Source organism: Acidipropionibacterium thoenii DSM 20276, assembly GCF_000423445.1.
Lineage (GTDB): Bacteria > Actinomycetota > Actinomycetes > Propionibacteriales > Propionibacteriaceae > Acidipropionibacterium > Acidipropionibacterium thoenii.
Genome location: NZ_AUHZ01000005.1, coordinates 176748 through 203684 on the forward strand (window position 1 = coordinate 176748; position 26937 = coordinate 203684).

At 65.9% G+C, this 26937-nt stretch carries 19 protein-coding genes and 3 pseudogenes; 14 read left to right on the forward strand and 8 right to left on the reverse strand.

Features of this window, described 5'->3' with window-relative positions:
• The first annotated feature begins 1430 nt into the window (after positions 1-1430).
• Complete coding sequence (locus G554_RS0100785) at positions 1431-2177, forward strand: hypothetical protein (RefSeq protein WP_154654109.1); 747 nt, start codon at positions 1431-1433, stop codon at positions 2175-2177.
• A gap of 10 nt (positions 2178-2187) precedes the next feature.
• Here the strand turns inward: G554_RS0100785 and G554_RS13850 are convergent, their stop codons facing one another.
• Positions 2188-3630: a hypothetical protein gene (locus tag G554_RS13850; RefSeq protein ID WP_211220376.1), complete on the reverse strand. Its 1443-nt coding sequence runs from the start codon at positions 3628-3630 to the stop codon at positions 2188-2190.
• 109 nt (positions 3631-3739) lie between these two features.
• On the opposite strand from G554_RS13850, the gene G554_RS17450 reads away from it, so the two are divergent.
• On the forward strand, positions 3740-4207 hold the full coding sequence (locus G554_RS17450; RefSeq protein WP_154654111.1) for a DUF1643 domain-containing protein: 468 nt from the start codon (positions 3740-3742) through the stop codon (positions 4205-4207).
• 34 nt (positions 4208-4241) lie between these two features.
• On the opposite strand, the gene G554_RS0100795 is transcribed toward G554_RS17450, so the two are convergent.
• The 5 genes from G554_RS0100795 to G554_RS0100815 all read right to left on the reverse strand — a co-directional run bounded on the left by G554_RS0100795 (position 4242) and on the right by G554_RS0100815 (position 11418).
• Positions 4242-5720, reverse strand: a complete 1479-nt coding sequence (locus G554_RS0100795; protein WP_027586418.1) for an ApeA N-terminal domain 1-containing protein — start codon at positions 5718-5720, stop codon at positions 4242-4244.
• An 8-nt stretch (positions 5721-5728) separates the two neighbouring features.
• Positions 5729-8302, reverse strand: a complete 2574-nt coding sequence (locus G554_RS0100800; protein WP_027586419.1) for a DEAD/DEAH box helicase — start codon at positions 8300-8302, stop codon at positions 5729-5731.
• Positions 8299-10434 (reverse strand): site-specific DNA-methyltransferase, encoded by a 2136-nt coding sequence (locus G554_RS18195; RefSeq protein ID WP_027586420.1) that lies wholly within the window; start codon positions 10432-10434, stop codon positions 8299-8301. The genes G554_RS0100800 and G554_RS18195 overlap by 4 nt, the downstream gene beginning before the upstream one ends.
• Positions 10435-10594: 160 nt before the next feature.
• Positions 10595-10816 (reverse strand): hypothetical protein, encoded by a 222-nt coding sequence (locus tag G554_RS0100810; protein WP_027586421.1) that lies wholly within the window; start codon positions 10814-10816, stop codon positions 10595-10597.
• A complete protein-coding gene (locus tag G554_RS0100815) occupies positions 10813-11418 on the reverse strand; it encodes a hypothetical protein (protein ID WP_154654112.1) in 606 nt (201 codons plus the stop codon). Before G554_RS0100815 ends, G554_RS0100810 begins: the two co-directional genes overlap by 4 nt.
• Positions 11419-11558: 140 nt before the next feature.
• On the opposite strand from G554_RS0100815, the gene G554_RS18605 reads away from it, so the two are divergent.
• From G554_RS18605 to G554_RS18200, 12 genes and pseudogenes are all read left to right on the forward strand, one after another.
• Positions 11559-11810 carry a helix-turn-helix transcriptional regulator gene (locus G554_RS18605; RefSeq protein ID WP_036923871.1) on the forward strand — a complete coding sequence of 84 codons (252 nt, stop codon included), beginning with the start codon at positions 11559-11561 and terminating at the stop codon, positions 11808-11810.
• A 516-nt stretch (positions 11811-12326) separates the two neighbouring features.
• Entirely contained in the window at positions 12327-12776 is a 450-nt protein-coding gene (locus tag G554_RS17455; RefSeq protein WP_154654113.1) for a hypothetical protein, read from the forward strand.
• Positions 12773-12910, forward strand: coding sequence for a hypothetical protein (locus tag G554_RS17460; RefSeq protein ID WP_154654114.1), 138 nt, complete (start codon positions 12773-12775; stop codon positions 12908-12910). The genes G554_RS17455 and G554_RS17460 overlap by 4 nt, the downstream gene beginning before the upstream one ends.
• 190 nt (positions 12911-13100) lie before the next feature.
• Positions 13101-14129 carry a site-specific integrase gene (locus tag G554_RS0100835; protein ID WP_036923873.1) on the forward strand — a complete coding sequence of 343 codons (1029 nt, stop codon included), beginning with the start codon at positions 13101-13103 and terminating at the stop codon, positions 14127-14129.
• A 43-nt stretch (positions 14130-14172) separates the two neighbouring features.
• A complete protein-coding gene (locus tag G554_RS0100840; RefSeq protein ID WP_027586426.1) occupies positions 14173-16230 on the forward strand; it encodes a hypothetical protein in 2058 nt (685 codons plus the stop codon).
• A gap of 256 nt (positions 16231-16486) precedes the next feature.
• Positions 16487-17377, forward strand: a pseudogene (locus tag G554_RS13855) (ATPase, T2SS/T4P/T4SS family); the annotation flags it as partial.
• Positions 17368-18249: pseudogene (locus G554_RS13860) on the forward strand (type II secretion system F family protein); the annotation flags it as partial. The pseudogenes G554_RS13855 and G554_RS13860, both read left to right, overlap by 10 nt.
• Positions 18250-18367: 118 nt before the next feature.
• Positions 18368-19273 (forward strand): hypothetical protein, encoded by a 906-nt coding sequence (locus G554_RS0100855; protein ID WP_027586427.1) that lies wholly within the window; start codon positions 18368-18370, stop codon positions 19271-19273.
• Positions 19274-19474: 201 nt separating this feature from the next.
• Positions 19475-19720 carry a hypothetical protein gene (locus G554_RS17905; protein WP_036923876.1) on the forward strand — a complete coding sequence of 82 codons (246 nt, stop codon included), beginning with the start codon at positions 19475-19477 and terminating at the stop codon, positions 19718-19720.
• Between the two features lie 149 nt (positions 19721-19869).
• A complete protein-coding gene (locus tag G554_RS0100865; protein ID WP_245569902.1) occupies positions 19870-20196 on the forward strand; it encodes a TadE/TadG family type IV pilus assembly protein in 327 nt (108 codons plus the stop codon).
• A gap of 71 nt (positions 20197-20267) precedes the next feature.
• Positions 20268-20711 carry a TadE/TadG family type IV pilus assembly protein gene (locus G554_RS0100870; protein WP_051232108.1) on the forward strand — a complete coding sequence of 148 codons (444 nt, stop codon included), beginning with the start codon at positions 20268-20270 and terminating at the stop codon, positions 20709-20711.
• Positions 20708-24070, forward strand: coding sequence for an AfsR/SARP family transcriptional regulator (locus G554_RS18200; RefSeq protein ID WP_051232110.1), 3363 nt, complete (start codon positions 20708-20710; stop codon positions 24068-24070). The genes G554_RS0100870 and G554_RS18200 overlap by 4 nt, the downstream gene beginning before the upstream one ends.
• A 139-nt stretch (positions 24071-24209) precedes the next feature.
• On the opposite strand, the gene G554_RS0100880 is transcribed toward G554_RS18200, so the two are convergent.
• Both G554_RS0100880 and G554_RS13870 read right to left on the reverse strand, forming a co-directional pair.
• Positions 24210-25223, reverse strand: coding sequence for a ketopantoate reductase family protein (locus tag G554_RS0100880; RefSeq protein ID WP_027586431.1), 1014 nt, complete (start codon positions 25221-25223; stop codon positions 24210-24212).
• A 237-nt stretch (positions 25224-25460) separates the two neighbouring features.
• Positions 25461-26808, reverse strand: a pseudogene (locus tag G554_RS13870) (MFS transporter).
• Positions 26809-26937: the final 129 nt, after the last annotated feature.

Sequence of the window (26937 nt, forward strand, 5' to 3'; positions counted from 1 at the left end):
GATGAGGAATGGGTCCCCGGGATCGAAGTGGTCCACATTGGTTCCTGCTTGCGTGACCCAGGACCACGCCATCGACCATGAGGGGTTGGGGGTGAAGCGCTTGGACCAAGATTCCAGTCCGGTCAGCTTAGGCAGTTGCCTCGTGATGGGTCGAGGATTTCCGATGGGGCCTCGCTCGCCACGTCCACGGGCTTCGATGCCGTGCCAACCACTTGGCGTCTGGATCAGGAAGTCAGGCCTGCTGCCGCTCCCGGCATAGAGAGGGAAGCCACGCGGCAAACGATCGGCGTCCCAAAGGGCATGAAAGGGAGTCCACCCGTAGCTGGCGGCTGACTCTATGGAGATGCAAAGCCCCAATGACTCCGTAAGGAATCTAGACATATGGGCCGGGCACGACATGGCGGAAGGTGCCCAGCTGAGAGGGTAGCCACCGTGCCAGTTCGTGTACTCCATAAGAAGTGCGCACTCGGAGAGCACTGTGATGAGATTAGCGGGGCCGTGCGGTCGAGTCACGCAGAAAGCAGAAATGAATGGCCACAGTGCAGGCTGAATTTGCCACGTTGTTTGAGAGCTGAGGAACCATGCCCCCGTGGGAATCTGGGGGTTTTGGCTAGTGGTGCACGAGTAGTTCTTGATTGCTGCGTGGGCCATTCGTTCTCTCTCTCTGGATGGTGGTTTCGGGGCTTGTCTATCAAGACTGACGATAAGGATGGCCAATTGCTCTCACGGGTGAGTGGAATTCGCGTTCGATTTCCGAGTCAGGTGGAATTGTCAACTCTCATGGGTGTCGAGGATCATCTGACTATTGCACAGGGACGAACGACGGTGTATCAGTTTCGCTGAGCGAGTCGGGTTGGGAGTGTCTCGGGTGCAGTGGGCCTCCAAGAAGGCTTAAGTAGGTGATGGCGGCACTCGCGGGTCACCGCCTTGCCAATGGCGTGTCACACGCCAGACTACGGAACATGGATCGTGAGCTGAATCCAAACCAGCTAGAGGTACTCCGTTGGGCAGTGAGCGCCCACAGTGAGCCTCCGCCCCCAGGCAACTGGAAGGCCAGCGCCGTCGCCTTGAAGAACCGGGGCTTGGTCACCATCAGCCGCAAGGGCGGGCAGTACCGAGTGACGCCCACCGAGGCGGGACGATACTTCTGCGAGCACGGGACCCTGCCGCCGGCACCGGCCAAGGCTCCCGCGCCGAAGCTTTCCAAGGCCACGTCTCGTCTAGCGCAGACCAGCGAGCCAGTGCAGGAGCCTGCGTAGGTGGAGCCGCCTCCCAAGCCCGATGTCGCAGCCGCAGAGACCACGACCGCAGAGCCCGAGCTGGTCTCCTTGGAGGACAGACTAGGCCCGAGGCTCCACCCTGCGGTGCGCTCCCTCTGGAGGCACCCAGCAGCGCTCCCCGAGGACCCAGCGGTCAGAGAGCGCCCCATCTTGGCTGCCCACGAGCTGGTGCTGGCCGCCAAGGAGGCAGGACTGAAGATCGAGGGTCACACCCAGCCACGCAAGCGCTCCCACGCCTACGGCATCTACCTGGGCGAGCTGCTGGTCACCTTGGATGCTGGATACTCACCAGTGCGGGTGAAGATCGGGGAGGCGATGAAGCGCGTCCCTCATGAACTGACGCCAGAGGAGCAGGCCAAGAAGCGGCGCAACGAGTACGTCTGGGCGCCCACCTATGACCATGTGGGCACTGGCGTCTCCTGCTTCCGGGTCTACACCGATAAGCCCAAAGGCGGCGGGACGAGATATGCCGAGACGAAGAGCAGGACGCTGGCGAGCTTCGTCCCGGTGATCATTCAGGCTGTCCAGCGGGCCAGTGAGGCGAAGCGAGAGCGCGAAGAACAGCAGCGGCGCTGGCAGGAACAGCGGCGACTGGAAGAGATCGCCCGCCGCGAGCTGGCCGAGCGGCGCTCCCGCTACGAGAAGTGGGAAGCCTCCCTCACAAGCCAAGTCGACGCATGGAAACGCTCCGAAGAGGTGCGGGCCTACCTCGATGCGTTGGAGCAGCAGCACGGCGAGCCCGAGGCAGCCGCCTTCATTGCCTGGGCACGAGAACACCTGGCGACGCTCGACCCAGCACTAACCATGGCACTGCCCTCGGGGGAGGTCCCGGAACTCAGCCATGCCGAGCGTCGGAGGCTTGGACGGCCCCAGGAGCAGCGCTGGCCGAGATGGTGAGGGTCTGTCGTCAGGCCTTGCTGGCAGAGAGCTTGGGGCGCGCGTCAACGAAGATCGGGACGATCTGGGTCTTGCCTCCCTTGGTGATGGCGGTACACACGTCCCGGACCAGTCCTAGGCGCTCGTCCGTGAAGTCCTTGTCCGCGTAGCCGATGCAGAGGTAGATGCCGAAGGGGGCCTTCTCGCCCTTCAAGTACACAGGGAGCTGTGTCTCTGCCCCGTGTACGAACTGGCCGCTGGAGATGTGCTTGACCTCCAAGAGCCCGCGCATCTGCCAGCCACGGCTGAACTTGAAGTCGACTGGCCCTCGTCCACAGTCGGCCTCCCGAGAGAGATCGACGTTGCGAGCGCGACAGTGCTCGATCCAGGTACTGCGGGCGATCACCTGGGCGATGTTCTCAGGACGGTGCTTGGTGCAGCCGTCGTTCCAGAGGGCCCGCCAGAGTCCGTTGTCTTCGACAGCCCCCTTGAAGGACTCGGCGAGGGCGAGGAGCCAGCCCTCGAAGTCACCCTGAGTCTCAGGGGCCTCTGGCACGAAGGAAGCCCTAGCAATCTCGCGTCCAGCTTCTTCCCAGCGAACGATGCCCCTGGGGTCCTGCGAGACGTCGTAGGGACTTACTTCGGCGGCAGCCTGGGCGACGTAGCGCTCCAGCATGCCAATGTCTCGATGAGCCAGTTCTCGGCCTCGCTGAGCCTTGTCGCTCCGACTCAGCGACTTCGCGAGGTCGTAGTTCAGCTCCCATCGCAACGACTGTGCTTCGTTGGCCTCCGCCCAGTTCCAGAAGCCTTCGGCGGTGACGCGGGGGATGTCCTTCAGGAACCGCTCGGGAGTCAGGATGACGCCGCCCTTGAACGTCGGGCTGGCGGGTAGCGCAGTCTTGGCTGAAGACCACCGACAGCTCTTCCCGGTCCAGCGTGCATTGGGAACGGTGAACTCCGTCATCGGGACCCCCAAGTTGTTGCAGATGCCCTGGGTGTAGGTGATGAAGCGCTCCTTGAGGATGTTGCAGACCATATCGCTGATGCGGTCCACCCCCATCCCTGGCACGAGGACGGCCAGCTTGGCGAGGAGTCGTTCGTCGGAACCTCTCCCGTGAAGGCGGAAGAACTCCAGGCCTTCACACATGTCACGGGCGAGATCCGGCCCTATGCCTGAGCCCACGGGGTGGCCCATGGACAGCCCGAGGGCAAACTCTTTTGGCTCGGGGAAGAGGAGGAAGCGTTCTGCCTTCTCCCAGTGCATGGAGCGTTTGTCGCCTTCTGCGAGGGCGAGCATGTCCAGGGTGGCATCGAAGAACGCGATCAGCTCCTCATGGGCTGGTGCCCACTCGACACTCTCGTCCTCGAAGATCAAGAAGGGGTCGACGTAGAGCGGAGAGTCCATCTCGACGTTGGCGTCGAACCAATCCTCCGAGCTGTCTCGGGTGATCTGGTGCTGCTCGCTGAAGCGCATGTCCTGGCTGCGTCCCTTCTCGGGTGCGTTGGTCTTTGGCTCAATTGACCCATATATGACTGACACTTTCTGGAGAGCATGAAGATCGTGCTGCTCTAGGCTCTGGGGAATGAACCCCGAAGGCGTCCTGCTGACCATTGGGAGCAATCCGCCCCTCGGCACCAGCGGTCAGCGAACCATGGGTCGAATCGCCTTGGCCGCTGAGGTTCTGGGCTACTCGGAGGTGCGTCTTGCGAACCTCTTCGCCCTTCCGACCTACCGCACGGGAGACCTGAGCACTGTGGGCGCTACGGCGGATGGCTGGCTACAGGCTCGCCCCTTGCTGCAAGAGGGGCTCACTTCGGCAGGCGCCGTGCTCTTGGCTCATGGCAAGCAAGCGCCCAGCGGATCGGCGCGGCAGCACTTCCGAGATCAAGTCGCGTGGATGGACGAGCAGATCGCACTGGCAGGGCTCCCCGTCTGGTGGGTAGGTGGTGAAGCTCGCCATCCTTCTCGCTGGCAGCGCCACACCCACCGGACATATCCGAGTTTGACTTTTGAAGAAGCCCTTCCACTAGTGCTGGAACAACGCTCGTAAGAGTGCAGCGTTCACCTTAAGGTCCGGCTGTACCTCAATCGGAGTTGATTGGAGCCGCAGGAAAGTTCTTGTGAGCTTGCTGACAGGCATTTTCGAGTTCAGCGCTTCGCTCCAATGCCGTGGCAAGGTTCTCCTCGTCAAGCCCTAGCTCGCTGAGGATGTTCAGCAAGACCACTGCCCTTGTAACGCTGGCCACAGCGTGCAGACGGAGTAAGTCGCTCTGGGTCTGCCCAGCGTGACTGAGGTCGTTTCGAGCGGCGGCTGCCGCCTTCACCCACGCTTCAACATCGGGAAGGATCAGAGGGCGCACGGTGGACGGAAGCCGATCAGCAAGGCTGCGCAGGCGTTGCTTCAGAGAGAATCCCCCCGGCACCATGCTGCACAGCCATTTCCAGTCCGCGTCCGGCAGCACTGCTCTGGCGGGTTCGAGGCGGGTGATTTTGTCGGTTCGTGTTTCCTTGGGTTCTTCACCCAGCCCCTTGTGGAAGGATTCTGCTGCGGTCACGGCCATTGTGACGCGGTTCTCGACATAGCCCCCAGGGGCACTGGGCGCGAGAAGAATATTGCAGGGCGTGCGGAACTGAGTTCGCACCTTCTCCCATCGCGGGATGAGGTCCTCGAACTGTTGGTCCGCAAGAGTGAACACCATTCGATAGGGGTCGGAGACGAGGGCTTCAGGATCGCTAGTCTCAGCCACCCGCAGGTAGACATCTACCCCTGCCGGTTGGTTGAAGATATCGAGCGGTGCGTCAGGATCGGGTGGCGGCAGGTAGAGACGCAGCCATTGCACGGCGCAGCCTCGTCCAACGCCGAGCGAAACCAAATCCTTGAGAGCCCAGACACTTTCGAGGAGCATATCCAGGCTTTGGACTTGAAGGGCCTTGACCGACATGACGGGGCGGTCTTCCGTGCGCCCACGTGCACCTCCGGCGAGGACATCCAGGTGGGGAAGTCGCAGGGTGTGCGACAGGGTGACGGAGGCATCGGTGAACTGGGCGGTCAACGGCTCCACTGGGGCGATAGAGACCGTTCCGGCACCCGTCAAAGATCCCTCCTTGTCCGCGCAAAGGGTGGCTGTTGCCGCGCTCTGAGCACACCATCGCCACAAGTCGGAGATACCAAATACGACCTTCTCGAAGAGAAGATCGTCACGCTTTGGGGCGTGCACTCCGACGAGTAGGGCATTGGCAGTGATTGTCTGCTCCGAGGGCCCGTCGAAGAAGCCCAGTCCATAGGAGATACTTCCCGTTGCGAACGCGTCGAAGAGCGTCAGGTTTAGCCCTTGAGCGCTCCCATGGATCACGGGAAAAGTCTCGCGGGAGGCCAAGACGGTGATGATCTCATCGCTCTCGCGGCGGGTAACTCGGTCATCGAAGCCCCCCACCAAGGAAAGAGTGAGGCCTTCCCCCGGGTCATAGTCGAGAAACCCCGCGAACTTCATCTCGGGCGACTCAGGGAGCCACCATGAGCCCTTCCAGCTGCGGTGCTCATGCAGGTATGGGTAGTCGGCCACGGCTTGTCTCAGTAGTCGCTGGCCAGGTCGGCCTCGTACAAGGCCTTCGCGTCCGTGGCATCCCGCACAGCGTTGCGCACGTTCGCCTTGGTCAGGTCGAGCACGCGAAGCTTGCCACCCGTTTCGGCGACCGACTCAATTCGCCGGAACTCCGATCCGTACTGCTCAGCAAAGTCCGCTAGGCCGCGCAGCTTCGGAAGAGCATCCGAAAGATGATGTCCGTGAGGGTCCACCAGATCAGCGACAACCGTCCCGTCATGCTGCGTTGCGAAGAAGATGAAGTCCGGGCGCAGCGCCTTCCACTCGCCAGTGCCATCCTTGTAGGCGATGGCGAGGGACTCTTTCGTGGCCCGAGACGGGTTCCGATACCAGCCCACGAACCCTGACTGGTTCGCTTCGGACGCCAGTACCTGCTGCTCCCAACCGTTCAGGTCAACCGGGATTGTGCCGTCCTCAGCTGCCATCAGGTGAAGGCGATAGGTCGGAAGCTCCCGCTCCGCACCATCTGGCTCGCGGACCTGGCGGTCTGCCTGGGCCACCTTGGGAGCGGTGAGAGCGATCCGTTCGGGCTGGGTAGACATGCCTTCGATGCGGTCGTAATCGGCCTGGCGGTCATCGGGCAGGGCTTTGCGTGCCACGCGGGTGTCGTTGAGCCACCGCCGCACGAGAGCATCAGCTTCGTGTTCGACGTCGGTGATGATGCTGGGCACACGCCCGAGGGAGGCCGTGACGATCTCCGCCTCGCGAAGGTCACCGTCCTCATCCTGGGACACCAGATGAGCCACATAGGCTCCCGCCAGCGCCTTGGACAGCAGCCGCCCGGCCCCTTGGTAGGCGTCCTCAATGGCGCGGTCATCAGCATCAATGGTGAAGGGCGAATAGCGGAACCCTTCCTTGCCCAGCCGACCCCGGGCTTCTTCAGCGGAGACCGTCAACACGTCCTGCCGGGCCTGGTCCACCTGGGCCTTGTACTGCACCGCCCGTCCGTCCAGCACAGCGCACAGGTGCGCTTCCGCCTGCGCCACAGCGTTCTCGATCAGCCCATCCTTCGACAGGGCTACAGCGAGGGCGTCGAGACGCTTGATGGGCTTTACGTGTGTCTTCGGCACCGTGAGCGACGGGATGGACTCCAGGACACTCCACACGCCCTCTGGCACCTCAGGATTGGGGACGAGCTGCACGGGGTCGAACAGCACGCGGCGAGACTTCTCATCCGGGTCCGTGCTGGTGTCATCAGGGTCGAGAGCCGTCTTGCCCTTCATCAGCATCTGCGCGATGGCAGTGGCGGTCTTCCGGTCGAAATTCGGCAACACACAGTCAACGGAGTTCAGCACCTCGTTGCCGGGGATACGCCGGGCCAGCGGCGTGCGGAGCATGCGGCCCAGCAGCTGGTGGATGTAGGTCGGATCGTTGCGGGTGCGGAACGACACCAGCACTTCGGCTCTCGGGCAGTCCCAGCCGGTAGAGACGGCTTCCATCGCCAGCAAAACACGCACATGCGTGGCGTCCTGCACTCGCTGGGGCTCGATGTATGGGACTGGCTGCTGACCCACCAGCAGATCAGTGTGCGTGCCGAAGACGTGGGCGATGGCGTCGTAGTCCAGTTCGGGCCATTCCTCGTAGATGACGTCCAGGATGCGTGCCAGTTCAGCTTCGGTCGGCTTGTCTTCGACCTGCACCACGAGAAGCGGCACCACGCGGTCGCTCTCCTCCTGCTGGTCCGCGTACGCGGACCACGCATCGGTGGACTCTTTGACCTTGGAGATGGCCTTGCGGAGGAGAGTGGTGTCGACCGCACCCGTTTCGGTGGGGATGGTCAGCACGATGTCGTCCTTGAGGAGGCCCGACTGCTGCACCAAGGTGGCGTCTACCTCCACGCACGGCAGCGCATCCCGGTTGGGAATCTGCTCCATCGCCTTGGTGAAGCGCTCGACAGTCGCCGAGATGCCGAACACGATGGGCATGGGAGGCGCACCGTTGGTGCCGTTGATCAGCTTCTGCACGATGCTCGTACGGTCTCGGGCGGTCTTCATGCCACGGTGCGCTTCATCGAGCACGAAGTAGAGGGTGCGCCCCTCCTCCGCGACCGTGTTGCGGATCACCTCATAGATCGTCTGCTGCCCCAGATCGGTGCGCTCGAACAGCGCGGGCATGTCCGGGTCAGTGGGGGTTGCACCTCGGACGAGGTTGCCGCCGTCGCGGAGCTTCTGGGCGTTCAGGAAGTACACCATCCCCGGCGCCAACGTGGTCTGGGAGAAGTTGCTCTCGATGATCTGTAAGCGGGAGTCCAATTCACTCGCTGCCGCCTGAATCCGGATGCGCGACTGCGCGTTCAGGCTCGGATCGTCGGAGAACCACAGCACCGTGGCGCCCGGGTCGGCCTCAGTATCGAACTCGTCAGAACCGAAGAACAGCGCCTCGATCACGGCAGCAGCCATCACCGTCTTGCCAGCGCCCGTCGTGGCGGCCAGCGCGAACTCGGACAGCGAGTCGTAGCTGTGGTAATTGCCCCGCGCTCGCCTCAGCTGATTGAGAATCTGCCGAACAGCGGTGTCCTGGTAGTCCTTCAGGGTGTACCTCATGCCCCGGCCCTCCGGTTGATGGTGAAGTTGTGCAGGTAGCTCTCGTAGAGCCGAACGGCGGTGGCACGCGATGGGAGGTCGCGGCAGGCTGCCTGGAAGGCTGCGTCGGAGTCCGTGACGATGAAGACGGTCTCGACGGTTTCGACGTCCTCCACGCGCGCGACGAACTCCGGCAGGCGGTCGATGTGCTCCAGGACGCCGTACGCCTCGGCGACGTCCCAGCCGTCGGTGCCCAAGTCGGTGATGATTCGCCCCCGCGAGCCCGCCCTTAGCCACAGCATCGGAGCCATGCGCTCGAACGCCTTGTTGTGGCGTACGTCGCGGGGTGCCTCGTAGGTGAGGGTGAAGAACGCGGCGTTCTCCTCGAATCCCTCGGCCATAGGGAACTCGTCGGTGAACTTGTAGTCACCCTTGATCGGGTCACCTTCGGGTGTCTTGCCCGTGATCGCAGCAGTGACACGGGGTTTGGTGATGTAGTCGCAGATGCCCCACTGCTCCCACTCCGGGTCGCCAGGGCGTAAGCCTTGCTTGCGAAGGGCCTTCTGCTCGTCCGCGCCGACCTCGTTGTTTGTCACCGAGATGCACTGGCGATGCCCGCCGTCCTGCTTGTTCAGGCGCATCACCGCGTGCGCGGTCGTGCCTGAGCCCGAGAAGAAGTCGAGGACAGTGGCATCGGGCTTGTCAGCCACGAAGAAGCGCAGAGCATCCTCCACCGCATATAGCGCCTTGGGAAAAGGGAAGCGACGCTTCGGGAGCAGTGCTCGCACCAGGTCTGATCCATGCTTTCCAGCGTTGTGCTGTGAGCGGTTCCAGACGGTCTTGCCGACACGTAGCGTGCGCCACTCGTCACTCGCCTGGACAGGCGCAGAAGGATGGGGCCGAGTGACCGAAAGCGATCCGTCCTCAATCTGAGCGATTGTGCCGGAGAGCAGGTACTTCAAGCTCCATGTCCCACGCGCAGCATCCTCTCCCGAGACGTACACGTACCCCTTGTCCACCAAGGAGCGCAGCCCTGCGGCGTCCCGTCGCCACATTCCCAACGACCCGTCACTTCTCACTGGCCATGCAGCCGGGAAGCCATCGATTTCCTTGGGGCGGTCCTCGGCGGCGCCCACGAGGGGCTGGCCGACCCCTTCAATGCTCAGCGTCGTGGGATTGACTAGGATCGGGTAACAGAGGTTAGGCCGCGCCTCGCGGGTGTTTCCCACGCCGCTTCGGAGAAAGGACTCCCAACTGAGTCCATTCTTGACACGCCCGTCCCTGTTGCCTAGTACGTTCAGTAGATCGTCCGACCATTTCACGGGCTCCCGATTGCCCAGTCGGACAAAGAAAATGTACTCGTCTACCCGAGAGAAACCGGTTCCGGAAGCTCCACTGGGGTTGATGACACAGGTGACCATCTGAATATGACCCTCGGGAAACGTCTGCTCCAGCAGTAGGCCTAGCCTCAGGTACTCCTTCTCATCAATCGTGACAATGAGCACACTGTCGTCTGGGTTGAGCAACTCCTTCGCGATCTCCAGCCGTCGCTCCATGAACGCCAGCCACTTGGAGTGCCGGTAGTCGTCGTCACTCGCCACGTAGTCGTTGTTGTACTTCCAGTCCTTGGCTCCGGTGTTGTACGGAGGGTCGATGTAGATGGCATCAATGGAGTGCCGGTGTGTGTAGGTCAGCATCTCCAGCGCATGGTAATTCTCGGCGTTGATGACCGTGTGGAAGGGCTTGTCCCCACTGCGCTCGACGCGGCCTGTTTCCACGAGGCCAGGGAAGATGCGGTCTCGGAACTCGGCCACCACCACGAGGTCCTCAAGGAGCACGACGTGGTGCTGTGGGGTGTCAGTGTCGATCTCTTCGAGGTGGGCAACGCGCGCACCATCTACGCGCTCGATCCGCTTCACCTTCCAGAGTCGCTGGTCGCCCTTGGTCAGCTCTCCTCTCGGGGGGAGGACGCGCACCTTGTCGCCGACGCGGATGGGGCGCCCGGCCAGGTCTACGGCCTCGGGCTGATGCTTCTCGAAGACGAGACCGAACGTGCGGCGCTTCATCAGGGCAGCAAACTCTGCTTCGAGGTCTTTGCTCAGCTGCGGGTCGGTCGCGCGTGCTTGACGCAGTAGGTCTGTCAGTCGTGACATTCATGTCCCCTTCGAGCTTTCAAGACAGTGTGAAACACCGTCCCGGCAAGGATAGAGGCGTGGACCGACACTCTCTCGGATCATGGGCGATTAGCGTCTCGTGCGTTGGGAGAGGCCGACTCGTCCCGTGGCTCGCGAGTGATCCTGCTGGTTTCGGGGATTAGAGACTCTGGCGGTCACTGGCTCCGACGTTGGCCCAGCCGGGGAACGTCTTGATGCTCTCGCGCGGTGGTTCGGGGAGCCCGGCCTTGATGCGTCGTCGTTCGCGGCGGCAGTCCTCTGCATCCTCGGCGGCGATCTGAGCGTCGAGTGCCATCAGGGCGGCATGCGCCTCGGGGGTGAGGATGGGGCGCCTGCGGCCAGTGATCTTGCGAGTGCTCATGTCAACCCCGATCCGAAGAGAACGTCGTCGGGTTCGTCTGCGATGTGATAGCTCCTGAGTCTGGCGCCCACGAGGTCGAAGTCAGTCCCCTGGGTCAGGGCTAGCCGCGCTTGCTCGCGCACGCGCCAGTAGTCCTGGAAGTGCTGGAGCACCACGTTGGCGGAGCGCCGTGCGTTCTCCTTGGTGCCGAAGACGATCCAAAGCACGGCTCCGATGAGCCAGCCCAGGAGGATGGCAGAACCGAAACCTGTGACCAGAGCGCCGAAGATAGCCTGTGCGATGGGACTGCCGCTGGTGGGGTGATGAGAGGCGAGGACGGGAAAGCTGAGGAGCGCGGCGCTCAGGAAGGCGATGCCTGCGCCGCCCGCGAAGCATTTGGCCATGATGCGGGGCTTGGAGGCGACTAGGCCCCCGTGGAGGGGTAGGGCTGGCGGCGTGTCTGGCAGCCTGCCGTGACGGGCTAGGTAGTCGATGTCGTCACCGATCTGGGCATTCATCTTCGCGGCGGCCTGCATGAAAGCTCGCCCCTCGACGGCTTGACCAGCGGCCCAGGCCACGCCTCCGGCACCGATCCATCCAGCCGCGCTTCGTACGTCGACCATGCTGACTCCCTACCTGCGGAATTGACCGGCATCGTGACGGTCCCTGTGGGCTAGCAACGATTTTTAGTGAAGCACCCTGCACCAGATAGTGCAAGTGCCTGCACTGCGCTGAGTAGAGGCCGAAACGTTCAATAACAAGGGTGTTTACTTCGCCCCCGGCCCCTGACCTGAGTCAGTTGAGGCTGGTCTTCAATGTCTGGCGGGAGCGCTCTGGCCTGACGTATGACGAGCTGGCGGACCTGTCGGGCCTCTCGCGGAGGACACTGTTGAACATCGCGGCGGGTACGTACTCCGGTGACCTGCGGACGTGGCTGATCTTGGCGCGGGTCTGGGGCGCCACCTTGGACGAACTCTTTGCTCCAGTGTGGGAACCCGAGCAGCAGGGCTGCTGACGTGCATTGCTCGTGCCGCCCCACCTACGGGCGCGCGCCGTGAGGGGCCCGCGTGACGTACGGGGATGGACCGGCCCGGGCGAATGGGAACAGGCTGTGCGCAGCGGACTACTGAAACCGCAGACCGTCGCCGACGCTCTCGCTGTGGCATTCACAGAGGCGCTCCTCTCGGTGATGGATGACCCCGAGCAGCGGACTCTCGCCGCTGGGGAAGCCAGTGGCGGCGAACGCCGAGAAGCACTGACTCGCTGGGCCCAGGAGTTGGGGATGGGCCGTGAAACCCTGCGGATGACCCTGGTGGGTCAGCGATGGGTGGGTCTGGACGAACTGGATCGGGCGAGTCTGCATCCGGTTTTCGGCCCGGCGCTGGAGCGGTGCCTGGCTGATGCCTTGCCCTTTGCGGTGAAGGTGCTACACAAAGCCCAGGATTCTGGGCCGGGGCACGGTTCGGACGGGTTGGGAGGTGAGAGTTGGGTGTCTCCCGGCGAGCGGGGGACAGTCCGAAAGAGGAAGCCCATGCCTGAGCCCCTGGAGCAGCTGGAAGCACACATCCGTGCTGACCTGCGCACGCTGGACCAGCGCATCGTCGCGGAACAGCGAGCTGGTCATCCGGTCCACACCAACCTGGACTGGCCCGAGATGCGCCGACTCATGGGCGCCCCTCGCGCTGTCGCCCCTCAGGCTCACCCGGGTATGGCGGCGCGTGTGCGAGCCGCTGGAGTGCCCAGCTTGGCTGCCCTGGTGCGCAACGCTCTGCGAGACAAGGGAGCTATGCGCTCCTACGCCATCAAGGCAGCGGTCCAGCAGCAGGTGGCGGTCATCCAGGGCGAAGTCGGGGGCGTCGACATCACGGGTCCCCAGGTCGATGCTGCGCTGGGTCGCTTGAAACGGCGAGGCGAAGTCGAGTCGCTGGGCTACGGCCTCTTTCGGGCTACCGACTCCCTGAGAGGACCTTCCCGACCGTGACCACGCGCCGAACGGCGCGCACGGAGTTCCCCACCATCATCACCGCTGACCTGGCTCAGGTCGGCTGGCTGGACTCGTGCGCCCTCATGCAGAACAACGATGCCGCCCAGGAGGTGGAGCGCCATGGATGCTGACCTGCGCGCCCAGTTCCGGCGAGCCCCCAAGACGGCTCCCCGAAGCACACCCAACCTCATCTCCTTCCCGATCAGTCGCACCCACGGACCTGCCGCTGACAAGCAGCGGGAGTTGCTGACGCCCGGCTACTACGTGGGGAGGCCACCGGTACCTTCGCCTGCAAACCATCCCGCTTGGTTCTCTGCTGGCATGAACCAAGACAAGATCACGCCCGTGACTCCCGAGGATGTCACCCACGTCGTGAGGAACTACGTCCCTCGCTACGTCGACCTGCACGACTGGTTGGCCGTGCGGGAGTTCGTCCAGGAGGCGGTCCTTGACTCCCTCCCGCCGTCCGGCGATGAAGCCCGTCGCCGCATCACCATCGTCGCGATGATGGTCGCCTGGGCGCACCGCACAGCGGGCTATGACCTGGACCGCACGGCCATCTTCACCCTCGACGTCATCAGCGAGTGGATCGACCAGCAGTGCGGGCAGTACACCGTCAAGGTCAAGAAGATGTACCGGGCTCGGTTGAAGTCCATCGCGAAGGAGATCAACTCCGAGTTCCCCGTGGTCCCGAACGAGACGTCCTACTCGTCGGCTTGGAACCCTCAGCCCTACTCGGCAGCAGAGTTGGCCGAGGTCGTCGGCTGGGCCCGAGGCCAGTCCACTGCCATGCGGCGGCACAAGGCGGAAGTCCTGCTGTCCCTCACCGTGGGGGCGGGGCTCTACACCAACGAGGTGGCTGCCCTGCGAGTCAGCGACATCGAGGCGGATGCAGAGGGCGTCCTGCTGCATGTGCGCGGCGCCTACGAGCGCACCGTGCCCGTCCTCGCAGAGTGGGAGGACACCCTGCGGGAGCTGGTCGCCAACGTGCAGCCGGTCGACCCCGAGTCCTACGCCTTCGCTCCTGGACGTATGAACGCCAAACCCTCTGTGATCACTGCCTTCGTGCAGAGCAGCAACCGCTCCGGCTCGGTCGAGCCCCAGACGCGCCGGATGCGCGCCACCTGGATCGTGGAGCACATCAAGGCGGGGATTCCGCCCCAGATCATCGCCCAGGCAGCCGGGATGGTGAACCTCCGCAGCTTCGACAAGTGGCTCTACCACTACCGGGAGTTCGAGACCTCCGAGTACCGCGCGCTGCTGCGTGACGAGCTGCGTGCCCAGAAGCGCACTTCCCGCGCGGGCCAGAAGGCCCGTCAGGAAGCACGCCAGCTTCGCCTCCAGGGCTGAGCCACCCCCGCACCATCCAGCACTTCATCGGAACGGAACCAGCATGACCACCAACGGCACGTCGAACAGTGGGGAGGGCAAGACCCTCGCCCACCTGTTCGACGTGCCCGGAGTCCACTCGGGGGACCGGCGCCACGTGCCAGTCCACGCCCCGCAGGTGGACAACGCTGCCATCCTGGTCCGAGGAGCAGGCCTGGTGGAGCGACTGGAGCGGTGGAGGGCCGAGGATGGCTTCGACCCTCGCAAGGGAGGACGACCCTCGCAGTTCACCGATGAACAGGCCCTGGTGCTGCTGGCCATCGTCGCCCTGGAGGGGCAGAAACTGACCGCTGTCCGCATCGAGGAGTTGGTGAGGCACCGGCTCACCAACAAGGCCCTGAAGCGTCTCGGCATCGACCGCACCGACCACCGCTGGCAGCAGAACCGGCACAGCGTCTATTTGCGCGTGTATCGCGCGGTGCGCCGAGTGCTGGCTGTGCTCGATCCCCACCCGGACATGCAGCGTCACCACCGCATGACCTACCGCGAGTACGCCGAGGTCTTGGCCGCCCGCGACACGGAGTTGGAAGACCGCCGCCTCGCCCGCCTGGACGAGTTCAGCAACGCCCTGATCTGGGCGACTGTTGAGGCACTTCCCGACCGCCTGATGAAGAACTGGGATGGGACCATTGCCGTCGACGGCACACACATTCCGCTGGTGAAGCGTGGCAACGGAGGCTTCGGCCCGGACAACCGTGACGCGCTCATCCAAGAGCAGCGCATGGCACGCGCCAAGGCGAACCGGAAGAATGTGCCCGCAGGTTCGAAGTGGAAGCCGCTCGCCGAGCGGTGGACTGAGGGTCGTCAGAGCGAGCGCAAGGTGTCCTCAGAGCCCTACGGTGGGTGGCATAACCGCAGCCACGATCATCTCGACCGCCATGACGGCCACGCGGACACGAAGTGGGCGCTGGACGCCCAATTGGCTTTCATGGCCAAGCCCGGCGCTGATCCCCAGTTCCCGCACTTGGTGCTCGGCATGGGCCTGGACAAGCCTGCCCGACAGCCCCGCCAGAGCGCCATGCGAGCCCTCCGCAACGTGCTGAACAGTGACCTGCCGCGAGGCTACGTCGTGGGTGACCGCGACTACTATCCACATGCCCAAGCCGAGGACTGGAACATCCCCTTGCGCCAGGCGGGCTACAAGATCGTGGGTGACCTGCGCCGTGACACTCACGGCGTGATGGGTCACTTCGGCGGAGCCGAACTCGTGGACGGCAACTGGTACTGCCCAGCGATGCCCAAGCTCCACAAGAACGCCACTGCCGACCTCCATGAAGCCCAGGGGAAGCTCACCCAGGCCATGACTGCCCGCCAGAAGGCCGAGCGTCAGCTCCAGAAACCGCGCGTCGGTGCTGATGGCTTGGATGCGCCGAAGGCAGACAACAGCCTTGCTGAGCTGCGACTGGAGAAGACCACGAAGGCGGAGGACGAGGCCCGCGCCGAGTTTGCGCGCGCCGAGGCCCGCTGGCGCCAGCTGATCGACTACCGCCAGCGCTTCCTCCTCAAGCCTCGCGAGGCGCCACGTGAGAACGGCTCGCAGGCCTTCAAGTGCCCGGCGTCAGGCCCAGGGGCCACTGTCTCCTGCCCGCTGAAGAAGGAGCCGCCCCGCACCATCAAAGGCGCCCGAACCCCGATCCAGAAGAGCAATCTGCCCAGCCACCCCGGCAGGGTCTGCACCAATGCCTCCGGCATCACCATCCCCGTCGAAGCTGAGGCCAAGTACGCCCAGGCTCTGGTGTGGCAATCCGACGAGTGGAAGCGGGCCTATTCCTACCCCCGCACCATGAACGAGGCCCGCAACGGCTGGATGAAGGACCCCGAGGGTGGTTCCATCGCCGACCGCGCTCGCCGTCCGATGCGCGGCCTGGCAGCACAATCGGTCCTGTTGGCCTTCATGATTGCCTCCGAGAACGTCCGCGCCGTCGAAGCCTTCCTGCGGGCCGAGCAAGAGCCCAAGAAGCCCAAGCCCCCGAAGCTCGTCATCCCGACTGCTACTTACAAGCCCGAGGACGACGACTATGAGTGGACTGTCGATGAGAACGCACCGCCCATGGCAGCGTGACCGGGTGGAACCCGGTGGTGGGTAAACCCAACGAGTAACTGAAGAGCACGACGGCCAGACCGCTTCCTTGAGAGGTGGTCTGGCCGTCGTGCTGTCGTTGTGGTTAGTGGGGTGCCCCAAGGGGGTCCCCGCGTCTGGAGTTCCCCGCGAAGCGCTCGAATGAGCCGTCGAATGCCTCGCGAGCATGCCTTGGAGGGGCTGAATCGGTGCTCTTCGAGGTTTCGAGAACTGGAGAGCTGGGTTTTGAGAATTTCCCACGGTGGCCCTGGGCGACCGCTACCGGCTGCACGCCATCGGCTACGGCCTGGCGCATCGGCCCTCGATCGTCATCCGTCATCACACCCTGACCGAGATCACTCTGGAGGAGCTGTCGGCCACCGGGATGATGCCCCGGGAGATCGCCGTGCTGCTGCGCGCAGCGGTGCGTGCCCGCCGCTCGATCGTCATCTCCGGGGATCAAGGCGCAGGTAAGACCACCTTGCTGCGCGCCCTGGTCGATGCGATCCCGCACACCGAGCGATTCGGCACCCTGGAGACCGACTACGAGCTGCTCACCCACCTGCATGACTCGCAGCGCAACATGATCGCTCTGCAGTCCAGCGTGGGGCTGGGCGAGAGGGTCGATGGGCGGGTCGTGGGCCAGTACACGGTCGCCGATCTGGTTCCCGAGGCGCTGCGCCAGAATCTCGCCCGGCTGGTGATCGGCGAGGTGCGCGGCGGGGAGGCCGGGGCGATGTTCGAGGCGATGCAGACCGGCGCCGGCACGTTGTCCACAACCCACTCCCACTCGGCAGCGTCCACGATGGACCGGCTGGCGGCCCGGGTCGCTCAGGGCGGAGTGCTCACGATGGAGGAGGCCTACCGACAGATCGCCCACAACATCACCCTGCTGGTGCACGTGGTCCTGGTCGATGACACCTGGCGGGGCGGGGTCCGACGCCGCTTCATCTCGGAGATCCGCCAGCTCACCGGGGCGGTGGAGGGAGGCCGGCCGATCACCCATCTCACCTACTCAGCAGGCGGTCTTCCCGGTTCAGGGGGCAATCTGGCGGGCTCCGACGGAGCCTCTGCAACCGTCTTCCATCCGGACCCGGCGTTGCTGGCCGAGCTGGTCGCTGTGGAGCCCGAGATCGGAGCCTGGTCATGAACGCGTTCGGAGCCGCAGTGCTGGCGGCGATGATCACCGGTGGTCTGGCGATGGCCGTGATCGGCACGATCCCACGGCCCAGAAAGTTGTCCACAGGGCAATCCACAAGCCTGTGGAGAAATGTGGACAAGAAGTGGCGGACGGCCTCTCGGGCCGCCCGGATCCGGTGGACAGCCGGACTGGCCGCCGGTGTCAGCAGCTACCTGTTCACCGGCTGGCCGATCTGTCTGGTGCTGGTCCCGGCTCTGGTGATCGGCCTGCCGATGCTGCTGGCCGACCCGCCCGAGACTGAACTGGACCAGCTGCGAGGGCTGGAGCGCTGGGTACGGCTGGTCTGCGGATCGGCCTCCACCGGGAAGTCGGTGGTCGACGCCATCAGGGCCACCCGGGCGCAGGCCCCCGAGGTGCTCGCCGAACCGCTCGCCGCCCTGGTCACCAGGCTGGACTCCCGCTGGCCACCTCGGCTGGCACTCCAAGGGATGGCCGACGACCTGGACAGCGCCGACGCGGACCAGGTGATCGCCGCAGTCGTGATCGCCGCCGAGCGCGGCGGGACCGGAGCCGGTACCACCCTGTCGGCGCTGGCCGAATCCCTCCAGGAGCGCACCCGTGCGATGCGCGAGATCGCCACCGAGAGAGCCAAGCCGCGGATCGTCGTCCGCCAGGTGAGTGCAGTGATCGGGTTGGTGCTGGCTGCGGCGCTGATGTTCGGACGCGACTTCTTCGCCCCCTACTCGACCCTGGTGGGCCAGGTGCTGCTGTGCGTCTACGCCCTCATCTACACCGCGGCCCTGGCCGTACTCGCCAAGAGATCGAGGCCGCGCCGCCGGGAGCGGATCCTGGTGAGGACATCCGGCTCCACTGATCCTGGTGTGCGGGGCGGAGGAGGTGCCCTGGGTGGATCGGAACGGGCAGCTGCTGGCCAGTTGGAGTCGGCCGGCCGGCTCGCGCGACCCCGTCTGGGGGTCGAGGATGCCTGATCTCGTGATGGTGGTAGCACCCTCCCTGACACTCGCGGTGATCGCCGGCGCAGCGATGGTCTGCTCCCCGTTGCTGATCTGGGCGGGGCGCCGGCCGGCCCCGGTGCGGCTGTCCGACGGTCTGGCGCAACTTTCCGGACGGCGCGCTGTTCCCAACCCGTTGGCCGAGCTGCCGCCTGGAGCCGGCCGGTTGGACCGGTTCGGGGCCTGGCTGGCGACCCGCCGGATCGGCGCCGTCTCCGAACGCACCCGACGGGTGCTGTCACTGCAGGGGCGCTCGGTCGGCGATCTGCTGGTCGAGAAGACCGTGTGGGCTGTCGGTGGGTTGATGGTGCCAGTGATCGCCCAGCTGTCAGGCCAGTTGTTCGGGATGGCACTCCCGGTGACGCCGGTGCTGGTCAGCCTGGCGCTGGGAGCCGCCGGCTGGTTTCTACCCGACATCAGGTTGCGGTCCGAGCAGCGGGAGGTCAGTCAGGACGCCGCCGAGGCGGTGCTCACCTTCGTCGACCTCGTCACCTTGTCGCGGCTGGCCAATCAATCGGCCTCCCGGGCTGTGCTGGAGGCCTCCCAGATCAGTGATCATCCAGTGATGCTGCGGATCCGCGCCACTTTGGAACGTGCCCGCCTGGAGCAGCAGACACCGTGGTCGGGGCTCGAAGGGCTCTCCAGGGAGCTCGACCTGCCCGGACTGGGGGAACTCGTCGAGGTCCTCACCCTCGACGAGCAGGGTGCCTCGCTGGTCTCCACCCTGCGTGCCCGCGCCGCCGAGATGCGCAACGCCCACCTCAGCCAGGAGAAGCTGGCTGCCCACCGCATCTCCGAGTCGATGACAGTGTGGATGGTCGTTCCGGTCCTGGTGCTCGGTCTGATTCTTCTCACTCCACCCCTGCTGAGCCTGTCGGGGGTCTCGCCATGACCATGACCTGGACAGCGGACCCCAGGGTCCACAACAAGCCCGGCCCCGCGGGCCACCGCAGCTCGCCCCAGCCCTCTACTGACCCCTGCACCGTGATGGATCCCGGTCTCGCAATGGGCCCCGGCATCCCCGACGACACAGCGACTGCTGTGGTCACTGCCAGTAATCAAGACGTCACACCACCTACCTCAGGAGTTCATCATGACCCCCTCACCTCCCAGCCCAGGCCGCCTCGCCCAGGCCCGTACCACCCCGCATCAGACCGCCCGAGTGTGGGCGATCCTGGCACCGCTTCTGGCCGGACTGTGGCCGGCTCCACGTCGCGCCGACGAGCGGGGGCTCAGTCAGTCCACCGAGAACGCCATCCTGCTGGTCGGGGCAGTGGCGGTGGCGACCATCGTCATCACGGCCGTCACCACCTACGTCCGGGGGAACCTTCCCGGCTGACCCGTCCGGAGCCGCCCCCCGCATCGGGTGAGGCAGTTGGATCCTGCGACCGGTCAGGGCCTGCTCTCCCGGTTCGTCGGGCCCTGTCGGCTGGACGCCGGCCGGGAACTCTCGCACCTCGCTGCGACGAGCGCGGGATCTCCGAGTCCGTGCAGTGGGCGCTGGTCTGGCCGGTGGTGATGATCGCGATCCTCGGCATCATCCAGGCGGCGGTCGTGATGCAGGCACGGTCCGCGGTCACCGAGGCGGCCCGAGCCGCGGTGCGGGCCGAGGCGCTCGCCGGATCCCGGCCCGGCGACGCCCTGGACGCCGCCCGACAGGTCGCGGCTCCCTCAGGGGTGCGGGCCATCACCGTCCGCCTCAGCGAGGCAGACGGTCTGGTACGCGCCCAGGTGACCGGGAGTGCGCCGATCTTCCTGGACGCCGGTTCGGTCCGGCTCTCCGCCGCGGCGGTGGCCATCAAGGAGGGGACGTGATGATGCCTGTGGCACGAGCACATTCCTCGCGATGCCGCTCCTGGTGCGGTGCCCGCCAGGAGACCTGCCCGGTGGACACTGCACCTCTGCGACGCGGATCGGGTTCGGAGCGCGGTGCGGTGAGCCTGGAGGTTGCGCTGCTCATCCCGGCCCTGGTGTTGCTCGCGGCACTGACCACCGCCTCCTGGCGGGTCCATCAGGTGCGAGGAGATGCCCAGTCGGCCGCCGAGACTGCCGCTCGTGCGGTCTCGGTGGCCGCCGGGCCCGCGGCGGGAGTCTCGGCGGGCACCCAGGTGGCGCGAGCCGATCTGGCCGGAACCGACTGCCGCAACCTCCAGGTCGGCATCGATGCCTCCGGGCTCAGCGTCCCGGTCGGCAGCCCCGGGGTCGTCGGTGCGCGGGTCGGCTGCACCATCACCATGTCGGATCTCCTGCTGCCCGGTCTGCCGGGCAGCTTCCACATCTCGGCGCAGGCCGAGGCCCCGGTCGACAGCCACAGGGAGCGCGGATCATGACCACGATCGATCAGCCGCGAGGCCGTCTCAGCACAGTGCTGGTCGGACTGGGCTCGACAGCACTGCTGGTGGCGCTGGTGGTCGGGTCACCGGTCGCACTGGTGGCCTGGGGCCGGGCCGAGGAGTTGAGCAGACTCACCCCGGCGTCCCTGAGCGCCCCCGATGATGGATCCTTGCTGCTTGGCATGGCGACGGTGGTCGGCTGGTTCGCCTGGCTGGTGTTCACCGTCTGCGTGGTGGCCGAGATCCTCGAGATGGTCAGCGGTTCGCGCCTGCGGATCAGGATTCCGGGGTTCGGACAGGTCCAGGGGCTGGCTGCCGGGATGCTGGTTGCCAGCCTGGCCCTGCTGGCCCCGCTGGGCGGTGCCGAACCCTCCTCCCAGGCCGGTTCAATGACCAGAACCATGACTCCCGATGGCGTCGACGGGGTCGTCGCCACGGGTGCAGCAGGTGGCGGCGAGGCTTCCCGACAGGTCGCTTCGGGAGCCACTGCCGGAGGCATTGCGGAGGGTCGGCGGATCGACATGCCGGTGTCCCAGGTCGACAGTCGGGCCCAGCCGGGTGCTGCACACCACCGGGTGGGACCGACCGACTCCATCTGGTCGGTGGCCCAGTACTGGTACGGCGACGGCACGGCCTGGCGCAGGATCGCGGCGGCCAACCCCGGGCTGGACCCGGCTCACCTGCCGGTGGGCAGCACCATCACGATCCCCGCCGTCCCCCCGGCCGGGGAGACGCCGACCGCTCTGCCATCCAGCGGAGACGGGGGCCGGCCGGCCGGCGAGGGGCCCAGGGTCGTGGTCCGACGTGGAGACACTCTCAGCGGGCTGGCACTGAGGCACCTGGGAGATGCCGAGCGATGGCCCGAGATCTGGAACCTCAACCGCGACCGCATCGCCGATCCCGACCTCATCGACATCGGCTGGCGACTGATCCTCCCGGCGGACCGGCCCGGCACACCCAACGGTGGGAGTGCGCCGGCACCTGGTGGTGCCGCGAGCCAGCCGCGCGAGCAGGACGACAGGCAGGCACCAGCCTCGACCCCGGCTTCTCCCGCGCCCACCCGGACTGCTCCTGCCGACTCTGCGCCCGAGCAGGCCGAACCTGAACGGGCCGGACCCGAGGGGCCAGCGCCCGAGCGGTCCGCGTCACATCGCACCGGGGCCCCGACCGTGTCCTCCACCGCGCCCGGCGAGGCGGCCGGTTCGTCGGATCGTGGAACCCCGGGCGGAAAGGCAACCGCTGCCCCACCGGCCTCGAGCGGGGTCGGGTCGGCAGAGCTACCGCCGACCGGGGCAGAGGTCGATTCGCAACCGATCGATCTCTCGGCGGTGCGCACCGCACTGGCCGGATTGAGCCTGTTCCTGGCCGGAGGGATCGCCGGAGCCCTGGTGGTCGGCCGACGCAGACAGCTGTTCAGTCGCCCGCTCGGTCGCAGGGTGCCGGTGATCGGTGAGCCGGCTGCCGGGCTGCGCGCGATGCTGGAGGTGGCCTCGGATGTCGTGGCCACCAGTCGGCCCGGGTCTGCGCCAGAGGATTCAGGGCCAGAGGATTCAGGGCCAGAGGATTCAGGGCCACAGCAGCCGGATCCCGAGATGGCCGACGAGAACCCCTCGCCGCCAGGGAGAGGGTTGGCAGACCCTCCGGCGGCTGCCGGGACCGAGCTCCCCGAGGGTGGGGTCGCCCCGGAGATCTCACCGACCACCGTCGTGCTGGGGACCCGGCTCCGCTCTGGAGACGACGGGGTCACACCCAGTGATGCCCCTGTGCTGCTGGACCTGGCCGAGACCTCGGGATGGCTCGGGATCGACGGATCGCGCGGTGATGCGGCGCAGCTGGTGGCCGGTATCGCTCTGAGTCTGACCTGCACCTGGTGGAGCGAGGGTCTCGAGGTGCTGGCCTGCGGTGACTCGCTGTCATGGCTCAGCCAGACCGGCAACGAGAACGTCACCGTCGTCGGCTTCGACGAGATCGCCGACGACCTGATGGATACCGTGCACATCCCCCGGCCGTTGTTCACTCAGTGGCCTCCGGTGGAGCGTGTCGTCCTGCTGGATGCCGCTCCCAGCGGACTACCCGATCCCAGGTTGTTGCGAGGTGCCGGTGTGGTGGTCGTCAGCCCGGTGCCCGTGCCGAGCAGTGATTCGGGCGGGCAGCAGATCGACGGGTCGGACCTGGTCCGCGTCAATGCCGACGAGACGGCGACCCTGGGCGATCTCACCTTCGCCGCTCAGCTGGTCGGTGCACCGGTACGCCGAGGAGTCGTCGATCTGCTGGCGACCGCCTCGCGCACCGACACCGAACCGGCCGGCTGGTGGCACGGGGAGTCGCCGCCGGGAGCCGGGTCGCCTCGCCGCCAGATGCCTCCCGATGACTCGTTCCGTGAGCAGTCGAGCCAGTTGTCGGCCGGGGGATCGACGACCTGGGAGGGGCAGGTGGCGCGACGAGCGGACACGGCCCCCATCCCGACTGCAGGTCGACCCACCACGACGACCTCCAGGTCCGGTCCGCCAGCAATTTCCAGATCCGGCTCAGACAGTCAGACAGAAGTCAGCATCTCCAGGGAGGTCACCGTGTCGATCACCGCAGACGGCGTCCCCCAGCTGGATCCGGGAGGTTCGGCCGGCCTCACCACCCCGATGCTGCGGTTGCTGGGCCCGGTCGATCTCGTCGGCGCCCGGGGTCCCGAGCCCTCCAGGGGTGTCCGCCAGGCCCTGGAGTGCTGTGGATGGATTCTCTGGCATCCGGGATCCACCTCCACCCGGATGCGCGAGGGCCTGCTGGTCGCCGAGCCGACCCGGCGCTCCAACCTCTCGCGGCTGCGCCGATGGCTGGGACGTGACGATGCCGGTCGGCTCTACCTCCCGGAGGCCTATGACGGCGTCATCGAGCTGGATGACGCCGTCGCCAGCGACTGGGAGCGACTCCAGGTGCTCATCACCGGGGGGATCGCCAGGGCCCCCGACGCCAGCCTCCGGGCAGCCCTGGACCTGGTCCGGGGAGCACCGCTGGCCGATGCCGCTCCCGGCCAGTGGCACTGGGCCGAGGAATGGCGGGTGGAGATGATGCAGACCGTCCGCGACATCGGCGTGGAACGGGCCCGTCGCGCGATAGCGGCTGGAGAGCTGGACACCGCGCGGTTGGCACTGGCCCGGGCGCTGGTCTGCTGCCCCGAGGACGAGGAGCTGCTCGCGGCGCGGATCCGGCTGGCCCACCTGGCCGGCGAACGGGCCGAACTGGAGCGGCTGGTCTACCTGCTGTCACGGCGGGCCCGGCGTCTCGGGGTCGACCTGTCCGAGGAGACGGTCGTCCTCCTGCAGGAGGTGATGGAGGGCAGGCCGCGGGCCCGAGTGGTCTGACATCGCGACGACGCCGCCCGCTGCCCGCAACCGGAGGCGGGCCTGTGGCGGCGTCGCAGACAGAGCGATCCGACGTCCCCCGCCGGGGCAGGGCCGGCGGGGCATCTGTCGTCGGTCGACGGGCAGCGGGAGGCCAGCGTCAGACGGCGGCCAGGGCCGGCTCGGCGTCGTCCTGCGGCTTCTCGGCGGCGGCCTTGTCGCGGGCCTTGGCGTCCCGCATCGCCTCGGCCAGGTGCATCTCCTGGGTGACGAACTCGTGGACGTGGCAGGTGTAACCGTGCTCGCGGCCGAGTTGGGCGATGTACCCGTTGATGTAGTCCACCTCGGTGGGACGTCCCTTCGAGAAGTCCTGGTACATCGACGGGTAGTGCAGCGGGTTGCCGATCTTGCTCACGTAGTTGACCGAGTCGACCTCCTGCTGGCGGGTGTTGATGAGCCGGATCCCGGCCCGCTCGCAGGCCTCGTAGGCCTCGTCGACCAGGGTGCGGGTGATGGCATCGGCCCCGTCGTAGGCCGCGTACTGGCCCATCGTCGCGCTGAACATGGAGCACAGCGTGTTGACCACGGAGTTGAAGATCACCTTGGCCATCAGGGTGCCGTAGAGGTTGCGGGTGAGCTCCGGGTTGAGGTTGGCGGCCCTGAAGTCCTTCTCCATCGCCAGGGTCGTGTCGTCGGGCTGCTCGGTGTAGTTGACCATGTGCATCGTCCCGGCACCAGGAGCACCGATGAAGTCGACGTCGCCGGGTCCATTGAGGACGGTGGCGACCAGCGCGGTGCCGGCCACGATCTTGTCGTCGGGGAAGTAATGGCGCATCTTGTCGAGGTGGCCCATTCCGTTCATCGCGGTGAACAGGTACTGGCCGGGCTTGAACAGATGGGCGCAGCGCGACAGCACGTCGTCGAGCTGCATCTGCTTGACGAAGACGATCCAGACATCGGGCTGACCGTCGTACTGCTCGGGGGTGAACATCCGGATCGGCACCAGATGACGGTTCTGGTGGTCACGGGAGACGTAGACCCCGCCCTGGCGGCGCACGGCGTCGATGTTCGGCTGCCAGGTGTCGATGAAGTCGACATCCATGCCCGCGACCTCCTGGAGCAGCACTCCATAGCGGTATCCCATGGCTCCTGCACCGATGACTGTGTACTTCATCTCTGTCTTCCTTCTGGATGGTGGGGCATGTGACAGGCAACAAAAAACCCGCCGTCCCCGAACAGGGACAACGGGATGCGCGTCGCACTCGCCGATCAGCGGGTGGACGCGCTATCTAATAAGCTCGCCGGCGTTCTGCGGTGTCTGTCTCATGACCCATACGGTACGAGCCGTCCAACAGGTGGGCGGCCGGTCTCATCATGCGACCCTCCATGGCGCCTGCTGTCCGGACCCGCCTCAGCTCCGTCCGGTCCCACGGTCGTACAGCCTCGAGTGGCGTCCACTGGCTGCCGCGAACAGGGCTGCGACCAATAGGTATCCCGCAGCCAGCCCGAGCAGTCCCGGATGGGAGACGCCGTGGACCGGCAGCACCAGCGCCGCCAGGACAGCTCCACCCACGTAGAGCGCGTTGTAGATCATGTCGTAGACGATGAAGACCCGGCCCTTGTAGGCCTCGTCGATGTGGGCCTGGCACACGGTGTCGACGCCGGCCTTCAGCGACTGGGCGAAGAGCCCGACGAAGAAGGAGGCCGCCAGCAGCGCCCAGCGGTTCAGGATGCCGCCGGGCAGGGCCTGGACCAGGCCGGTCGCCACCATCAGCGCGATGAGAGCCCCTCGCATCCCCAGAGATCGCACCAGTCTGGGCATGAAGGCCGCCGAGAGGACGAACCCGGCCCCCATCACCACCCCCCCAGGAGGCCATGTCGGCCATCGCGGCATTGACGTCGGCCTTGGCGTGGAAGTAATTGCGGTAGCCCAGCATCATGGCCACCGAGTAGACGCCGAAGAGCAGCCGCTGGGCGCCGATCAGCCCCAGGCCCACACTCACATGCGGCAGTGCGCGCAGGTGCCCGAAGCCATCGATGACGCCGTGCACCACCTGGGAGGCCGTCCGGCTGGTGTCGGGTGTGGTGGGTCCCAGCTCGTCGCGGCCGAACCGGGTGCCGAGCAGGGCCGAGAGGAGGAACAGCACCGCGGCGATGCAGAAGATGATGGTGTCGGCATGGTGGACCGGCATCCAGTGACCGCCGACCACTCTCACCGCGGCGGCCACCATGACCCCGATCATCATTCCCAGCGGTCCGATGATCGGCATGATGGAGGACGCCGTGAGGTACTCCCGGCGGTCGATGGTGTGCTCCAGGCCTGCGGTGAGGGCGGCCAGCAGGAACCGGTTGAGGCTCATCGCGACCAGCAGCAGGAGCAGCAGGCTGATGTGGGCGGGGTTCTGCCGTGCCCCACCCCAGACCAGGGCTCCGACGATCAGGGCGATGATGCAGCGCAGCCCGTCGGTGCCGACCAGGATGCGCTGGCGCGGCCAGCGGTCCAGGGCCAGCGAGGTGAAGGGACCGATGATGCAGAACGGCAGCATCGTGATGGCCAGCACCATGGCGATCGACCAGGCGTCGGGTTGTTGTTCAGGAGACAGCAGGACATAGGAGGCCAGACCGACCTGGAGGGTTCCGTCCGCGGCCTGGGTGGAGACCCGGACGCCGAGGATCCGGCGGAACCGGGGTAGCCGCCACAGTCGGCGCAGTCCCTCGCTGAAGGCCACCCGGTGTCCTCTCTGTCGAAACTCCCAGATTTTCCCGGCGAAGGGCTGGAGCACACCGATCCTAGGCGAGATGATGGACAGGGTTGCGCGAGGAGGCGTCACCCCAGTCGCTAGGATGAGAACTGTTCTCATATAGTGGGGTGCAGACAGCACCGCGAT